A 14,907-nucleotide genomic window follows, 5' to 3' on the forward strand; every position below is an offset into this window, starting at 1 on the left:
TTCGAAGGGACAGAGATGCGTGTGCAAATACGGAAGATAGCTTTGCTGGGAACGGCTTCGTGCCTCAGCATGATTGCGGCTGGCGCTATGGCGCAAGAACAAGACGATGGTTTCCTTGGCACCCTGATACTTGGGGAAAGCAAACGAGAGATTCAGACAGACACCGCCGTGCCGGTCACAAATATTGATCAGGAAGAGATCGATGACCGGCAGGCCAATACGGTTGCAGAGCTGATCGACTCGGTTCCGGGAGTAAGCCTGGTGAACGGCTCGACCCCTCAGGGATCGGGCATCAATATTCGCGGCTATGGTGCAAACGGCACGTTCGGAACCGACCAGAAGGTTCTGATCCTGGTCGATGGCGCCACAACGGGCGCGGAAGAGCTGTATCGGATCGGCAACCAGCTTTTTACTGACCCCCAGCTTTACAAAAGCGTCTCGGTCATTCGGGGCACTGTCGGGTCATTCGAATATGGGTCCGGGGTTGTTGGCGGTGTCGTTCAGCTGGAAACCAAGGACGCGTCAGATTTCACCGGTGGCGAGCCGGGTTTCCGGTTCCGTCAAACCTTTGAGGGGTATTCGAACGGCAACGGTTTTGCCTCGTCCTCGATCCTGGCGTGGCAGCCGAATACGCAAACGGAATTCCTGTTCAACTATACCTATCGGGATCAGGACGATCAGGAAGACGGCAATGGTGACGAGATCGGGAACAGCGCCTTCACGCTGCCGTCGCTTCTGGCTAAGGGCAAATACAGCTTCGGCAACGATCTCGAACATTCGTTCACCGCATCCTACAACCAGTCCACATCTGAAGAGCGCGACGTCCCTTATGACTCGTTTGGCACCACGTCGGATGCCTTTGGTAATGTAGACCGTGATATCGAAACAAAGATCGGAATCCTGCGGTATCAATATCAACCCGTTGGAAATGATCTGGTCGATCTGGATGTGAACCTCAGCTATTCTGAGCAGGCGATCGAAAGCAGCTATGTTCCCGGGTCTTCCAGCCTTGAAGGCACGCCATTCTTCCCCGGCATTCAGGCCCTGGCGGATGCCACGCATAACTATGAAACAACAAAGCTGACGATCAAGAACACGTCGTATTTCCAGACCGGCATCGCCTCGCATGATCTGCGGGCCGGGATCGAGTTTATCAACCGCGAACGGTTGGACGCGGCCTCGGCCCCGGGTGGAACTGACCGTCGATTTGCCCTGTTTGCTGTGGACGATGTGCAGATCGGTGACAATCTGACGATTACCCCCGCGGTGCGATATGAGATGCAGGACATCGACGGTGATGATGACGCCGCGGCCCCGTTCAACGAAAGCTATGACAACAACGCGCTTATGGGCGGGTTGTCGGCGCGGTACGCGTTCAACAGCGGTTTCGCGATATTTGGTGGTGCGGCCTACACGGAAAGCCTGCCGATCATCGATGATCTGGGCACGCCGCTTTACATGACGCAACCCGAGAGATCCCGCACGTGGGAAGCTGGTTTTTCCTATGATCGCGGTGACGTGTTTGCCGAGGGCGACGTGATCCGCGCCAAGGTCAATTTCTATCAAACGACCCTGTGGGATATCACCTCCTACGTCTCTGGCACCCCGTCTCAACCCCTGTCCGAAGTGGAAACAAAAGGCGCCGAGATCGAAGCCTCTTATGCCAATGCGGGTGGGTTATACGTCGATTTCAACTCGAACATCGTGACGGGTACGGAAACCAGCGCCACCGGCGATGACTCGCGTTGGCGGAATGAGCCGTCGGATTCCGCGCGCCTGACATTGGGCAAGCGGTTCGGTCAGACGTTGGACGTCAGCTGGGAAATCTTCGGTGCCCGGGCCGGAACAGACTCGAGCGGGGACGCGACCGCGGGATACGGAGTAAACTCTCTGCGTGCGACCTACATGCCGCAAGAGGGTGTGTTTGAAGGCTTTGAGCTGCGCGCCGGTATCGAGAACATCCTTGATAAGGACTACCGCCCGAACCTGTCGACCCGCAATTCGACGGGCCGGACCTTCAAGCTCGGCCTGGCCAAAACCTTCTGATCCCAAGGAAAGGACCCGTTATGCGAAGTGCGGCAGCAAACAAAGCCAGCGCTGTCTTGTCGACCCTGCTCTCAGTCTTGGGGGCAGGGATTACCAGCGCAGAAGACGTGCCCAAGACTGGCGGCGTATCAATCGAACTCAGCTCTGCCGAAGCAAGGGGGCAAAACTGTCTGCTCAGCTTTGTCGCCGAAAATATGCATGAGGTCGACATCAACAGTGCGGTCTATGAAACCGTCCTGTTTGGCAAAAACGGTGCGGTCGCGTTAATTACCCTGCTGGATTTCGAAGAACTGCCTGCAGGCCGCCCACGGGTCAGGCAGTTTCAATTCACCGACATGGCCTGTGACCAGATCAGCCGGATTCTGTTCAACGGCGTGCAGGAATGCATGACCCAGAGCGGTAACAAAGATGCCTGCATGAATGGCCTCAGTCTAAAAAGCCGCCTTGAAACTGAGATGATTGGATAAAGCTATGTCCGAAATGCTTCAAAAACTGATGGAAATCCTGCAATTAGGGGGCCCGGTGGTGGCGATCCTGATTGCAGCCTCAATCGCGACCCTCGCCTTGGTCTTTTACAAAATCTGGCAATACAAAGCGGCGGGGGTCGGCCGTCACGTCGAATTGTCCAGGGCGATCGACGCATGGGACCGAGAAGACCCCGCGGCCGCCAGAATTTACCTGAACAAAAGCCGTAGTTACTTGGCGCCGGTGATCGCAATGGCATTGTCCGGGAATGATCGCACCTTGTCCGAACGGGTCGATGCCGAGGCTGAGACGCGATTTGCAAAACTGGAACAGGGTCTCAACGTGCTGGACATCGTCTCGCAACTTGCGCCCCTGCTTGGATTGTTCGGCACGGTGCTGGGCATGATCGAAGCCTTCCAGACCCTGCAGGGGGCAGGCAATGCTGTTGACCCATCGTTGCTGGCTGGGGGCATCTGGGTGGCGCTGATGACAACAGCAGCGGGGCTGGCCGTAGCCATGCCGACGTCACTGATCCTGACCTGGTTTGAGGCCCGCGTGAACCGGGAACGCGTCTTTGCCAACCGTGCGATTAGAACAATCTTTGCCCCAGGCCATGCTGAAGAGGCCGAGCAAACGGCAGGGGCCGCGATTACGGCACTGGCACATGGCGCTTGAGGTTCAAAGAAAGCGGCGCAAACGCCTGTCGATGACATCGCTCATAGATGTCATCTTTTTGCTGCTGTTGTTTTTCATGCTGACATCCACATTCTCGAAATTCGCCGAGATTCAGTTTTCGACGGCCTCAGTCGGCGGCGCGGAGCCAGACCAAGCCATCCGGTTTATTAAACTGGATGCAGACCGAATTCTGGTCGATGGTGCGCCTGTACCATTGGCGCAGGTGGCTCCAATGCTGCTCGACGCCAAATCCCAAATCGCGCTCATCAGCCTGGGTCCGAGGGCAACCTCTCAGCAGCTGATTGATCTGCTCATCGTGCTGGCACCTGTCGAAAACCTGCGCACTCAGGTTTTGGGCTGATGCAGTTGAAATCGAAGCCCAGACAAAGCCGAGAGCCAACCATCGCGCTGATCAATGTCGTGTTCCTGATGCTTATATTCTTCATGATCGCAGGCACCCTTACGCCGCCGCTGAACGGATCGGTTCAGCTTGTCGAAACGATGGATCTGGAGGGACGCGAGCCGCCAGATGCTTTGGTTATTCGCGCCGATGGCACACTTGAATATCGCGGGGCAGAGCTGACCAATGCTGCGGCCTATGTCGAGAGGGCGGCTGTTGATCTGCCCCTTGATGCGGTTCGGATCGTGCCGGATCGATCCTTGCCTGCAGTCACGCTCAAACAGATCAGCGATGACTTGCGCGGATTGGGTGCAAGTCAGGTTTATGTCGTGACCGAAAGGGGACTACGGTGATAACCAAATCCCGCGTGGTAGTTGTGATTTCTGTCGCATTGGCCGTAGCGACACATGGCCTTGCGCTTTTGGATTATTCGACCGCCGAACAGGTGCAGGTCGAAGGTGGCAGAGAAGAGAGGGCCGCCGCGCTGGGATCTGTATTCAAGGACTTCGTCGCCGGAACAAATGCACCAGCGCCGGCCAGCACGCGCAAGAAACCGGCAGCACCTCATCGGTTGCAACCCAAGGCCCGCCCTGTCAAGCAGCAGCGCACAACGTCGCCGCAAACTCTCAGCTCGGTTGTGAGCAGCGCTACGGCCGCGACCGCTGTTGCGCCAAGCCCTCTCAGGCCTCAGGACGCTGAAACACCGAACAGACAGGGTGATGCTGCTTCGGTGTCGCCGACCGAGGATGCCAAGCCGCCGGAACCGAAGAAACAGGCAAGCAATCAAACTGCCACCGCGCATGGCAACGCGAAACAATCGGGAAAAAAAGGCGATGCCACCGGGAAAACCACGAAAGGCGCGGCAAATGTTGCTACATCCAAGTCAGCGCTGACCGCATCCGGCAATGCTGACGCCAGCAACTATGCCGGACAGATTAAACGCAAGATTATCCGCGCCCGGAGAAAGAACGCCAATATTCGAGGTGCCGCGTTGGTGGCCTTTCGAATAGCTGAGAACGGGACATTACAGGCGGTTGGAATAGTACGCAGTTCAGGATCAAAGCGGTTGGATCAGATCGCCCTTGCCCAGGTGAAAGCGGCTGCACCCTTCCCGCCACCTCCGGCAGGGGTGAGACGAGATTATACTTTCGAAATCATCGGGCAGCGATAGGTGTCATATCCCATCGAGCCAAAGGGCCCCTTCGTAAAGATGGGGACACGGCTGCGCTTTGCGCCATCATCTATGAACACCGGTGATCATGGCGACAATTTCGTTCTTGTCGGTCTCGGCAGTTGTCCTGACGCCTATCTGTTCACCCCGGCGTAAAATACAGATGCGGTCGGCAAGACGAAAAACCTGATCCAGGGAATGGCTGATGATCAAGATTGCCAGATTGCGATCCTTAAGTGACGCGACGAGGTCCTCAACCTTCGCAGTCTCTGCAACGCCAAGTGCTGCAGTGGGTTCATCCAGAAGGATCAATTTGCTGGCCCAATGGGTTGCTCGCGCGATAGCAATGCCCTGTCTTTGGCCTCCGCTCAAATCACGTATGGCTGCGCGCTCAGAGGGGATGCGCACGTCAAGCTGATCAACAAGGCTTTGGGTTTCGGCACGCATGCGTGCTTTATCGAGCAGTCCAAAAGGTTTGCGCGTCAGTTCGCGGCCCAGAAACATGTTCATATAAACCGGCTGTTCGTCAGCCAATGCGAGGTCCTGATAGACCACTTCAATACCATGTGATCGAGCCGCGCTTGCATCCGAAAAACCGACTTCTTCGCCGTCGAGCGCGATCTCGCCGCTGGTTGGTCGATGCACGCCAGAGATGATCTTGACGAGCGTGGATTTACCCGCGCCATTATCACCGACCAGAGCCACGATTTCACCGGGGTAGAGGTCCAGTGAAAAATTCTGGATCGCGACCACTCCGCCAAAAGATTTGTGGATTTGCTTGAGGGAAAGAACCGGAGTCATTGCGCAAATGCTCCCGGCCAGCTGACGTGGTCGCCAAAGCCGTTTTCGATTGAGGTAAGCTCTGGCATTCCGCTGTCTACGCCTTTTATCCCGGCAACCAAAGCGCGGGTCACAAAGGCCTGCCCACGAAAACCGAAGACAACCGTGTCGCCTGGTGCGGGGTTTTGATCGCTGTCGCTGTCGATCATGGCGTAGTAATCTATTGCGGAATAATCAGGAATTTCGACATTTCGCAGGGCTGACCGGCGGATTGTCGGGCTGTTGCCGACCAGCGCCCGAACCTGGTATTTCGGGAAAACCGGATCGATATAGAGCCCGCCGCCAAAGCAATAGGTTTTCCCGCCGTGATGGTGCGAGACCTCGGAAAGGTAAAGTACGGCGGGATCCTCAGGAAGGTCTTCTACCGCATGGAGAGGCGTCGTGCCATGTAGGCCATTGCCCGGTTCAACCTGCGTGGCCCCGGCTTCGGCTAATGCTGGAAGAACAGCTGAAGATGTCGTTCCGGGGGCATTGATTTCGATCTCCGTACGCCCAGCACGCGCCAGAGCTTCTGCAGCCATGTTGAGCGTGTGGAGGTTTGGGGTCGGCACAACCTTGCGGGCATCCTGGTCGAAAAGCAGGGCGGGAAAGGTTGTAATGCCTGCAAAGCGCCCGCCCTGCAGCGCATCCAAACGGTCGGCCACCGCCAGGATATCATTCGCGTCAAATCCCCCCTCGTGGCCACGATAAAACGTATCCCCTTCGGTCTGGATGCGCGCCATCAGTGCCTGTTCTCTCTCGGCCCGAGCAGAGGCGTCTGCCGCCTCTTTTGCCTTGTTGTCCGAGAATACCGTCCAATAGTCCGGGCGTAGTTTGGCCGCGGCGAAGAAAGCTTCTTGGCGGGGCACCTGTACAAGGTGACCCAAATGACCTGTCCTTAAGCCAGCGCGGTCACATGCCAAGGCACAGGCCATATCCACGGCGACGGACCGGCTGATGCCACCGCGCATGACCGCCTGACAAAAGCCGGAATGGCGGCCCACCTGTTTGGTCATGGCAAAAGTTGTAAGGCCATGCCCACGGGCCACATCAGAGAAAAGGCGCGCGTTGCGTTCGACGGCATCCAGGTCAAGCACATAGGCGTTTGCGGGGATCTTCCCTTGTTGATGCAAGGCCATGGCGGCCTCGATGAACTTGGGGTTGCGGCGTATGAGAAGATCAAGAAACATTGGGTTGCTCCGGTGTCTATCGGCGGATTTCGCGGAGTGAAATTGCTACGGCGATCAGTATGATCAGCCCGCGTACGATCATCTGGTCCGAGACCTGAAGCCCCATCAGGATCAGCCCGTTATTCAGCATTCCCATCATGAGCGAGCCCAAAAGCGCACCTATTATGGATCCCTTGCCGCCATTAAGCGCAGTGCCACCTACGATGACAGCGGCAATGACCGTCATCAGATCGCTTTCGCCCATTGTATATTTGGCGGCTTGAATACGCCCGGCATAGAGCAAACCAGCCAGCCCAGCGGTTGCACCGCACAAGGTCAGAACCATCAGCCGGATACGGGGAACCCTGATGCCAGAGACTTGGGCTGCGCGGGCATTGTCCCCAACGGCCAGAACGTGTGCGCCAAAACGTGTGTGTCGGTAGATGACATGGCCAATCAGCACTGCAATCACGGTCCAGATGACAAGTGAAGGTACACCAAACAGCTTGCCCGAGCCGAAGACCCCGGTGAAAGTCCCGTTAACGACAGGAATGGATCGCAGATCGGTCATCGAACGCGCAATTCCGGCAAATAACCCCATGGTGGCCAAGGTCACCAGAAATGATGGCAACCGCAGATAGGCCACCAATGCACCATTGAACGCGCCGATCAGAATGCCTGCGCCAAGCCCCGCTGCGACACCCAGGATCATTGGGCCGTTCTGCATCGCAACAGCTGCCGAGAGGGCTGCAACAGCTACGACAGAGCCAAAACTCAGGTCGATCTCTCCGGCTGACAGGGCAAAGACCAATCCGATGGCCATGATCGTGGCGGGGGCTGTCTGAAGGACGATATTTGTCAGATTCCGACTGGTCAGAAACCCGTCATCGTAGAGAGTGATCCCAAAAAACAGAAAGATCGCAAGAAAGCCGAAATAAATGACGCAGCGCTGTAGATCCAAGTCGCGCATACGTTGAAAAGCCTGTTCCATGGATGCCTCTGGGAATATCCGGTTGCGGCAGGTCGCCAGAGGCGACCTGCCCATCAGGTCTCTACTTCGATGTCAGACTGGCTGGTGCATCAATATTCAGCGAGTTTTGCCATCCATCGGCAACGTTGTCCGCTGTCACTGTCAATGCAGGGGCTACAACAAAGGATGGTACGTCCTCGCCCAGCAGGTCGAGCACGGCACTGGCGGCCATTGCACGCCCCAGTTCATAGGCTTCATCGGCAACAATCGCCGCGACATTACCACCCTGAACCATATCAAGGGCAATCGGCTCTGACAGATCCAATGTCACGATCTTGGTCGAGGTGTTTCCGTTCGTCCGCAGCGCTGCAAGAATACCCTCTGCCGGACCAGCCCAGGTTACGTAGATTCCACCCAGGTCTGGGTTTTTCAGCAGCATCGCATTGGCAATCTCTTCGGCGCGCGCAGGATCAGATATGCCTTGTTCTGCAACGATTGTGATGTTCGGATAGTCGTTCTCAATCGTGGTCTTGAAAGCGTTGTCGCGCTGATTGGTCACATAATAATCTGCGTCGTGATAAATCCATCCAACTGTTCCTTCATTGCCCATGGCAGCCGCAAGCGCATCCGCCGCTTGTTTGCCCATCTGAAACAGGTCATCCGTCACGATTGCCGCATAGTCGTCCGGGTGCTTGTAGCCGGCCGGCAGGTTCGAGAGGAAACTTAGGGCAACTCCGGCCTCTTTTGCCTCTGCAAATGCTGCGGCAGAGGTCACCGGGTCCAGAGGAAGCGACAGAATGATATTGGGCGATTTGGCCATGACCGTCTCGATATCGCTACGTTGTTTTGCAGCATCAAATCCTGCGCTTGTCACGGCAACGACCTCGATCCCCAGACGTGCAAATTCATCGCTGGCACCTGCTGTTACCGCATTCACAAAGTCGGATTGGTCATGCCACAACAAAGCCGCTGAATATCCAGCCTCTTTCACCTTTTCGACATCGTCTTCAGCGACAACAACCATTGATGAAGGGGTGGCACTTTCCCCCGCTGGACCGATGGTTTCGGCGTATAAGCTGCCCGCCAGCGCGAACATCGCGGTTGCGGCAAATGTGCTTCTAACAAGTGACATGTTTGTCCTCCTCAGGTTGGATGCATTGCGAGTGTGTCCGACGCACCGAACTGCGCTATGAAAAGCGCAAAGGCCCGGACGGCGGCGAGGTATTCTTCGACCTCAATTCGTTCTTCAAAAGTATGCGCCACGGCGATATCACCCGGTGCGCAATAAACGGTTGGACAGCCGATCTGTTCTGTTAAAAATGGCATCTCAGACCAGTAGGGCGCGCCGCCGATTTCTACTTTTCGGGACAGAGTTTGCTGTACACAGTTTTGCAACAGGCGAACCGCCTCAGTATCGGGGTCGTTTTCAACTGGTGAGCCGCCCTTGGGATGATCACGACCGGCTGGGTAGTCGATGCACACCTCTATGCCCGTGGGTAGGTGATCCAGGCCAAGCGCTGATTCCAATGCTGCCACTGCAACATCAAGCATTTCGCCAGGTCTAAGTTTCCGGATCAGCGAGAGCCTGCATTCTCCGGGCACTGCGATAAACCCGCCGCCATTGATATGCGTCACCAGAACGGAAGAGGCACCGACAAGGTCATGACGCGGGCCCGCGTTCAGTTCTTTTTCATGATCCCAGATTTTCGACAGAAGCGTATGCGTTGCTTTCAATGCATCGACCCCCAATTCGGGTCGGCCGAAATAAGCTGTTTTTCCAGTTATCGTGATCTCGGCGATAAAGAACCCGATCTGGGCGGAATAAATGTCCAAACTCGTTGGCTCGACATAGATCGCGAAATCAGGACGGGGGATTTCGGCGGATTTGATGCGTCCAACCAGATCTTTCGCCCCGGCGCTGACGCCGCTGCCAGGTTCACCGCTTTCTTCGTCACCGATGAAGGCAAAGGTCAGACTGGCTGAAGGCATAACGCCAAGTTTTTGCAGCAGGCGATACCCGGCAATCGCAGCGCAAATCCCACCCTTGAGGTCGCTTGCCCCACGTGACCAGATGTGCCCGTCCTTTTCGGCCGCGCCGAATGGATTTTTGCGTGCATCGTCTTCCCAATATTCCTCCCAGCCCCGGACATGCACCGTATCCGTATGGCCCAAAATCATGAGGTTGGGTCCCTCCACAGAAGCAATTCCCCAGACATTTTCGCGTTCACCCGTGAAACAGCCCCGTCCGGTATTCAGCCCCAGGGCCATAAGTTGCTGGTCCAGAAAACGCGCAAAACGTGTTTCATTGCCCGTCACGCTTTCGATGGACAGGGCATCGCGCAACAGAGTCAGGTCTGCATCAGCATCCTGTTCTTGACTCAAGCGTTCTGAAAGAGCCTTAGCGGTCATGACATACTTGCCTTGAAGGTATCGAGCGCTGGAGGTGGTACGTTGATCTCGGCACCTTTCTGACCCTCGGCGAAAAGAGAGATATGTAAATGCGACAGGGCAATAGACACACCTCCGGCAAGGGCAGCATGCGGACCCAGCTTTGAGGGCTGGATCTCTATTTCACGGGGGTAGCATTGGGCGGCAAAGCGTCTGATCCGGTGCATCAACTCGTCACGCGCGCCGATAGAGCCCCCCATCACGATAAGGGACGGATCAAGGACCGCTACAATCGACGCCGAAGCCCGCGCGATCTGATAAGCGACATTGTCCAGCGTTTGCTCGGCTGCTTTGTCGCCGTTATTGGCAGCCTCAAAGATCGCAGGAACTGAGCAAGTTTTGCCCGTAAGCATCCTGTATTCGCCGATGATTGCATCGGTGGCGGTTACGCGTTCTAGCGCGCCTATTTTATGGCTTTCCTTTGCAATGGGATCGGCACCAAAGGGAAGAAAACCTATTTCGCCAGCTGCACCAGATGCGCCACGCAGCAAAATACCTCCGACGACGATTCCTGCACCAATTCCGGTTCCGACGGAAACGAAGACCAGGTCATCCTGGTCGCTTCGATGATCCATCCAATGCTCGCCCAGAGCGGCAAGGTTCACGTCATTTTCGACAAGGATTTCTATCCCAAGCCGTTCGTTCAAAGTGCCAGCAAGATCAATCTGATCCAGCCCGGTTATGTTAGGCGCCATCAGGACCGCGCCGGTCCTGCTGTCCGGCACGCCTGGGACACCGACGACAGCTATTTTCAATTCGCCTGACGGGCATTGGGGGTCGTCTGCGGTTGCGCGAACCATACGGGCAACCTGATCGACCACTTGTCTGCCGCCGCTTTGTTCTGTCGGCTCTACGCGCTCGGCCAGAACGCGACCGGTCAGATCGCATAGTGCGACCCTGATCTTTGTTCCACCCAGATCGACGCTGGCGACCGTTGCCGCATCCGGAGCGATTTCATATACCACAGCGCGGCGTCCGACATGCCCCTCGGTCTGACCGACTGTCCGCACCCAGCCATCGCTTTCTAGGTTTCCGACAATTTCCGAGATTGTCTGTTTCGAAAGACCGGTCAGCTTCGACACGCTGGCGCGCGAAATGGGCCCATAGGTCGCAATCGCCTGAACGACCGCACTTTGAGACATTCGTCGAGAGATTTTCGTCTGCGCTGCCACGTCGATTCCATTTATTCGTTCTGTTACCGAACTAAATATGGAGTGCGATTTGAGTCAACCCCGTTTTTCTGCGCTAAAGCATGAAATACGAAAAATGAGCCTGCTGCGTCCGGGTCGAATTTTGGCTAAAGGCTTGGAAGCCGTTCTGAAATTCGGTGCTGGGTCAGAAGGTTTGGGTAAGGGTGCCCGAACCAGAAAGAATCTGATTGCGGGCTAAGAAAACCGGCTTATCCCAAGATGGTCTCGATCTTTTCAAGGGTCGCAATATTTACAGCCACGCCTTGTGTGGCCGAGGCGACGCGTTTTGCGCGTCGGCCATCGCCAGGCAAATGTGCATCGTCTTGCGATCGAATGGCACCGACGAGTTCCTCGATGCCCTGAGCAAAGCCACCCGACGACGATGTCGCCACAGGGTCGATCGCAATGAAAAACTGTCCGGTCTTGGGCGGACCGCCAGCGGTTCCGGAAAAGGGCGAGGCGTTGATGCCCAGAGTGGCCCCTGTAAGAGCGGCCGCCATAACTTCGGTCAGAAGGGCCACACCGACGCCCTTGTACCCACCAGAAGGTGCCATGGAGCCCTTGAGGCCCACATTGGGATCAGTGGTCGGGTTGCCCTCGGCGTCCAATGCCCACCCAACGGGGATCGGCTTTCCTTCTCTGGCATGTTTCATGACCTCGCTCTTGGCGATTGTACTGGCGCTTTGATCGATCAGCAGGGCGGGTTGCCCATCTGTACCGGGTACGGCAACGGAAAAGGGGTTGGTCCCTACAACCGGCTTTGCGCCACCCGATGGCGCGATCGAGGCTGGCGCGTTGGTAAAACCAAGCCCGACAAGCCCGGCCTGTGCCAGACGATAGGTGTGATAGCCCAGCACGCCGCAGTTATAGCTGTTGCAGATGCTCAGCACGGCAACGCCCTGTTCGCGCGCAGCGGTGATCAGCGTCTCATACCCGAGATCGATGGCTGAATGGGCAAATCCGGTTGCGGCATCTACGGTAACTACACCTGGCTTGGGCCGTGTCATGACCGGTTTGGCAAGCCCGTCGACCTTGCCACATTGGACATGCTCACAATAGATCGGGATATAGGCCAGCCCATGGCTTGCCACGCCGTCCGCCTCGGTTGCCGCGGTCGCAACCGCCAGCGGGCGGGCGTTTTCCGGTGAAGTCCCCGCAGCAACAAGCGCGCGAAACGACAGGTCTTCGATTTCGTTCAGAGTAAGGGTCCGGGTCTCGGTCAAATCAGTACCTCATCAGTCATTATCAGAAAGCCCGGCCCCTGCACCCAGCAGGCGGGATTCCTCGGTTGCGGGGGCATAGGTGCGGTGGGCAAAGCGATTCAGCGTTGCCCAAGCCTGATCAGTCGGGGCGGCGCGGGTCTGATGTGGGCGGGGGCCTGTGCGCTGTTCCCCCAGCGAAACCACCACCCTGCGCGCCTGGGCGGGTAAGGTATCTGGGGTCGACACGGAATACCCATCACATGCCGCCAGATGCCCATCACAATCAAGCACCACACAGCCCTTGAGTTCACGTGCCGCATAGGCAGCAAAGGGCAGTAACAGTGCAGGGATTGCAATGTTGGCCATCTCAACCGGTCCGGCGCGCAGCTGTTCGGCACAATCCGACAGCAAGGTGCCAGTGGCCAGAGGGCACAAAGCGCCCTTGCCCTGCCATGGGCCCTGCATCGCATCTGGTCTGTGATCTGCCGGCGCCGCAGCCAAACCCAAGTCCAGCAGGTGGGCCAGCTCTGCCGTCCCGTCCAGCCCATGCCCGCACAACCAGCGTGTGGCCTTGGCGGCCTCTTCTGCCAGACCCCAGGCATACCCGGCCCCTCGGGCAGCGCGTTTAGAGGTGGCTTCGATCTCGTTCAGTGAATAGGTCATTGCGGCAACTCCGGATAAACCCACAGATCGGCATTTTCCGGCGTTAGCTCATCAGGATATGGTGCGCCGGAATACATGCAGATCCGCACCCAGCGGTCCGACCGGGGGTCAAAATGCGTTGCCCCAAAAAACGACAGCTTGGCCCGCAGCATGTCGATAGGCAGGACAGTGGCGCTGATCGTATTGTCGTGGATTTCACCATAGGGGGCTACTCGGCTCATTTGAGCGCGGCGCAGGGTGTGGCGATGTTCAGGATGGCGCAGCAGAAACTCTGCAACGGAGGAGCGAGTATCCCATTCGGCAAGCGCCTTATACGCCATCGCGGCGTCACGGGCCGGGGCAAGGGGCTGTTCGTAACCGGCTATCGGTTCCTCAAAGCGCTCACCCAGTCGCGGCTCCAGCTTCTCCTCGGAGACATACCAGGCCCGCGCACAGTTTTCCGCTGCGTTCCAATCCAGATCCAAGGCCCAGCCAAAACTGTTACTGATCAGATCGCGCGCAGCGCCTACCGACATTGATCCATCAATCACATGGGCACTTGAATTGCTGTCGGCCATACAACAGCTCAGCCCATCGACCAATTCGCCATAGGGCTCAAGGATAAGCGAGGCGAGCAGTTCCTGGCCCTCCTCGCTCAGCGCGGATTGCGACCACAGGATCAACCGATCCCAGGGTTGGTTCTGCGTCAGATCATCCCTGCCCAGATACCCAGAGATTGCCTGCAGATCGTTGTTGAGTGCCGCCAGCTTATCGCGCTGGACCGGATGCTCAGACTGCCACCAGGACATCGAGAGTTTGCTACGATCATAGATGCCACGGAATTGACGGGCCTCATCTTCCGAGGCGGTCAAGAGCGACCGTACCCGGGCGATGGCCTCCTCTCGCGCCATGATCCAGTTGTTGAACAAGATCGGATGGTTGACGATGAACGGGGCCATGCCCAGACCTGTGGAATTGCCAATGCCGAGCCAACTGGCGATCTGCGGATCTAACTGCGCGGTTTGATCGCCGCCCTTCACTTGGGCCATATGCTGCACCAGATCGCGCACAAAGGTCCGGGTCAGGTAGACCGACAACATCTCGGTCTGGAACGGGCCGTTGACCTCGGGGCGACTGGCTGTTTTCTCGCGATCTGCAGCCCCAAACTTGCCGGAACCATACACGGCGGTTGTCCGCATCAGGTAGCCAACCTGATAAATCTGTTCCAGATCGGGTTGTTGACCAGCGGCCAGACGGTCGACCACATGTGCCCACAGGCGGACTGACCGGTTGGCGCGCGACAATGACAGTTCTGACTCGCTGACGCGCCCGGCCTCTTGCACTGGTACGTTTTGCGACAGGCGGTGAATATCATCCGCCGTCGGAATGCCGTCAAATAGCGCGAAGGTGGCATCCCAGGCCTCGGCGATGACCCGGTCCGAGCGTTTTTCGGGCGGCAGATCATGGGCAAACGCCACTAGAGAATATGCGTGATCAGGGCCTTGCGCGGTATAGACCGCATGGCCAACTCCGTGTTCGTCAATCTCGAACGCAGGGCGGGAAAAACTCCAGTTTTCCTGCGCCATACGGCGGGTCAGTTGCCGCATGAAGCTGAGACGGCATTGATGCAGCGAGCCCAGCCGCGACAGCCGCATGACCATCGCGGGATCACGTCTGACATTTTCAGTCTGCACGCGTGTATTCATAGTG

General features: G+C 57.1%; 15 protein-coding genes. 6 read left to right on the forward strand and 9 right to left on the reverse strand.

Features of this window, described 5'->3' with window-relative positions; genetic code table 11:
• Positions 1–15: 15 nt before the first annotated feature.
• Genes AC2FLE_RS09585 through AC2FLE_RS09610 form a run of 6 tightly spaced genes read left to right on the forward strand, consistent with a single transcriptional unit; the run spans position 16 to position 4,757 of the window.
• Positions 16–2,046, forward strand: coding sequence for a TonB-dependent receptor domain-containing protein (locus tag AC2FLE_RS09585; protein WP_496696691.1), 2,031 nt, complete (start codon positions 16–18; stop codon positions 2,044–2,046).
• A 20-nt stretch (positions 2,047–2,066) separates the two neighbouring features.
• Positions 2,067–2,513, forward strand: a complete 447-nt coding sequence (locus tag AC2FLE_RS09590; RefSeq protein WP_496696693.1) for a hypothetical protein — start codon at positions 2,067–2,069, stop codon at positions 2,511–2,513.
• 4 nt (positions 2,514–2,517) lie between these two features.
• A complete protein-coding gene (locus AC2FLE_RS09595; protein ID WP_496696695.1) occupies positions 2,518–3,186 on the forward strand; it encodes a MotA/TolQ/ExbB proton channel family protein in 669 nt (222 codons plus the stop codon).
• On the forward strand, positions 3,176–3,547 hold the full coding sequence (locus AC2FLE_RS09600) for a biopolymer transporter ExbD (RefSeq protein WP_282022023.1): 372 nt from the start codon (positions 3,176–3,178) through the stop codon (positions 3,545–3,547). Before AC2FLE_RS09595 ends, AC2FLE_RS09600 begins: the two co-directional genes overlap by 11 nt.
• Positions 3,547–3,939 (forward strand): ExbD/TolR family protein, encoded by a 393-nt coding sequence (locus AC2FLE_RS09605; protein WP_496696697.1) that lies wholly within the window; start codon positions 3,547–3,549, stop codon positions 3,937–3,939. The genes AC2FLE_RS09600 and AC2FLE_RS09605 overlap by 1 nt, the downstream gene beginning before the upstream one ends.
• Positions 3,936–4,757 carry an energy transducer TonB gene (locus AC2FLE_RS09610; RefSeq protein ID WP_496696698.1) on the forward strand — a complete coding sequence of 274 codons (822 nt, stop codon included), beginning with the start codon at positions 3,936–3,938 and terminating at the stop codon, positions 4,755–4,757. The genes AC2FLE_RS09605 and AC2FLE_RS09610 overlap by 4 nt, the downstream gene beginning before the upstream one ends.
• Before the next feature lie 66 nt (positions 4,758–4,823).
• Here AC2FLE_RS09610 and AC2FLE_RS09615 read toward each other — a convergent pair whose 3' ends face one another.
• The 9 genes from AC2FLE_RS09615 to AC2FLE_RS09655 form a co-directional block, all read right to left on the reverse strand.
• Positions 4,824–5,558 (reverse strand): ATP-binding cassette domain-containing protein, encoded by a 735-nt coding sequence (locus tag AC2FLE_RS09615; protein WP_496696699.1) that lies wholly within the window; start codon positions 5,556–5,558, stop codon positions 4,824–4,826.
• A complete protein-coding gene (locus AC2FLE_RS09620) occupies positions 5,555–6,766 on the reverse strand; it encodes an alanine racemase (RefSeq protein ID WP_496696701.1) in 1,212 nt (403 codons plus the stop codon). Before AC2FLE_RS09620 ends, AC2FLE_RS09615 begins: the two co-directional genes overlap by 4 nt.
• A gap of 16 nt (positions 6,767–6,782) precedes the next feature.
• Complete coding sequence (locus AC2FLE_RS09625) at positions 6,783–7,736, reverse strand: ABC transporter permease (RefSeq protein WP_282022025.1); 954 nt, start codon at positions 7,734–7,736, stop codon at positions 6,783–6,785.
• Positions 7,737–7,797: 61 nt separating this feature from the next.
• Positions 7,798–8,847: a substrate-binding domain-containing protein gene (locus tag AC2FLE_RS09630; protein WP_496696703.1), complete on the reverse strand. Its 1,050-nt coding sequence runs from the start codon at positions 8,845–8,847 to the stop codon at positions 7,798–7,800.
• A gap of 11 nt (positions 8,848–8,858) precedes the next feature.
• Entirely contained in the window at positions 8,859–10,124 is a 1,266-nt protein-coding gene (locus AC2FLE_RS09635; protein WP_496696705.1) for a M20 family metallopeptidase, read from the reverse strand.
• The gene (locus AC2FLE_RS09640; protein WP_281995501.1) at positions 10,121–11,305 is read right to left on the reverse strand and encodes an ROK family transcriptional regulator; all 1,185 of its coding nucleotides are present in this window, start codon (positions 11,303–11,305) and stop codon (positions 10,121–10,123) included. Before AC2FLE_RS09640 ends, AC2FLE_RS09635 begins: the two co-directional genes overlap by 4 nt.
• A 257-nt stretch (positions 11,306–11,562) precedes the next feature.
• Positions 11,563–12,576, reverse strand: a complete 1,014-nt coding sequence (locus tag AC2FLE_RS09645; RefSeq protein ID WP_496696706.1) for an Ldh family oxidoreductase — start codon at positions 12,574–12,576, stop codon at positions 11,563–11,565.
• Positions 12,577–12,588: 12 nt separating this feature from the next.
• Complete coding sequence (locus AC2FLE_RS09650; protein WP_496678016.1) at positions 12,589–13,218, reverse strand: DUF3726 domain-containing protein; 630 nt, start codon at positions 13,216–13,218, stop codon at positions 12,589–12,591.
• Entirely contained in the window at positions 13,215–14,903 is a 1,689-nt protein-coding gene (locus tag AC2FLE_RS09655) for a hypothetical protein (RefSeq protein WP_496696708.1), read from the reverse strand. Before AC2FLE_RS09655 ends, AC2FLE_RS09650 begins: the two co-directional genes overlap by 4 nt.
• Between the last annotated feature and the right edge of the window lie 4 nt (positions 14,904–14,907).

Source organism: Ruegeria sp. CDSA077 (genome assembly GCF_059612265.1).

Excerpts from the sequence above, each read along its gene's own strand:
- AC2FLE_RS09585 (WP_496696691.1), top strand. The coding sequence starts at position 16 with ATGCGTGTGCAAATACGGAAGATAGCTTTGCTGGGAACGGCTTCGTGC.
- AC2FLE_RS09590 (WP_496696693.1), top strand. The coding sequence starts at position 2,067 with ATGCGAAGTGCGGCAGCAAACAAAGCCAGCGCTGTCTTGTCGACCCTG.
- AC2FLE_RS09595 (WP_496696695.1), top strand. The coding sequence starts at position 2,518 with ATGTCCGAAATGCTTCAAAAACTGATGGAAATCCTGCAATTAGGGGGC.
- AC2FLE_RS09600 (WP_282022023.1), top strand. The coding sequence starts at position 3,176 with ATGGCGCTTGAGGTTCAAAGAAAGCGGCGCAAACGCCTGTCGATGACA.
- AC2FLE_RS09605 (WP_496696697.1), top strand. The coding sequence starts at position 3,547 with ATGCAGTTGAAATCGAAGCCCAGACAAAGCCGAGAGCCAACCATCGCG.
- AC2FLE_RS09615 (WP_496696699.1), bottom strand. The coding sequence starts at position 5,558 with ATGACTCCGGTTCTTTCCCTCAAGCAAATCCACAAATCTTTTGGCGGA.
- AC2FLE_RS09620 (WP_496696701.1), bottom strand. The coding sequence starts at position 6,766 with ATGTTTCTTGATCTTCTCATACGCCGCAACCCCAAGTTCATCGAGGCC.
- AC2FLE_RS09625 (WP_282022025.1), bottom strand. The coding sequence starts at position 7,736 with ATGGAACAGGCTTTTCAACGTATGCGCGACTTGGATCTACAGCGCTGC.
- AC2FLE_RS09630 (WP_496696703.1), bottom strand. The coding sequence starts at position 8,847 with ATGTCACTTGTTAGAAGCACATTTGCCGCAACCGCGATGTTCGCGCTG.
- AC2FLE_RS09635 (WP_496696705.1), bottom strand. The coding sequence starts at position 10,124 with ATGACCGCTAAGGCTCTTTCAGAACGCTTGAGTCAAGAACAGGATGCT.
- AC2FLE_RS09640 (WP_281995501.1), bottom strand. The coding sequence starts at position 11,305 with ATGTCTCAAAGTGCGGTCGTTCAGGCGATTGCGACCTATGGGCCCATT.
- AC2FLE_RS09650 (WP_496678016.1), bottom strand. The coding sequence starts at position 13,218 with ATGACCTATTCACTGAACGAGATCGAAGCCACCTCTAAACGCGCTGCC.
- AC2FLE_RS09655 (WP_496696708.1), bottom strand. The coding sequence starts at position 14,903 with ATGAATACACGCGTGCAGACTGAAAATGTCAGACGTGATCCCGCGATG.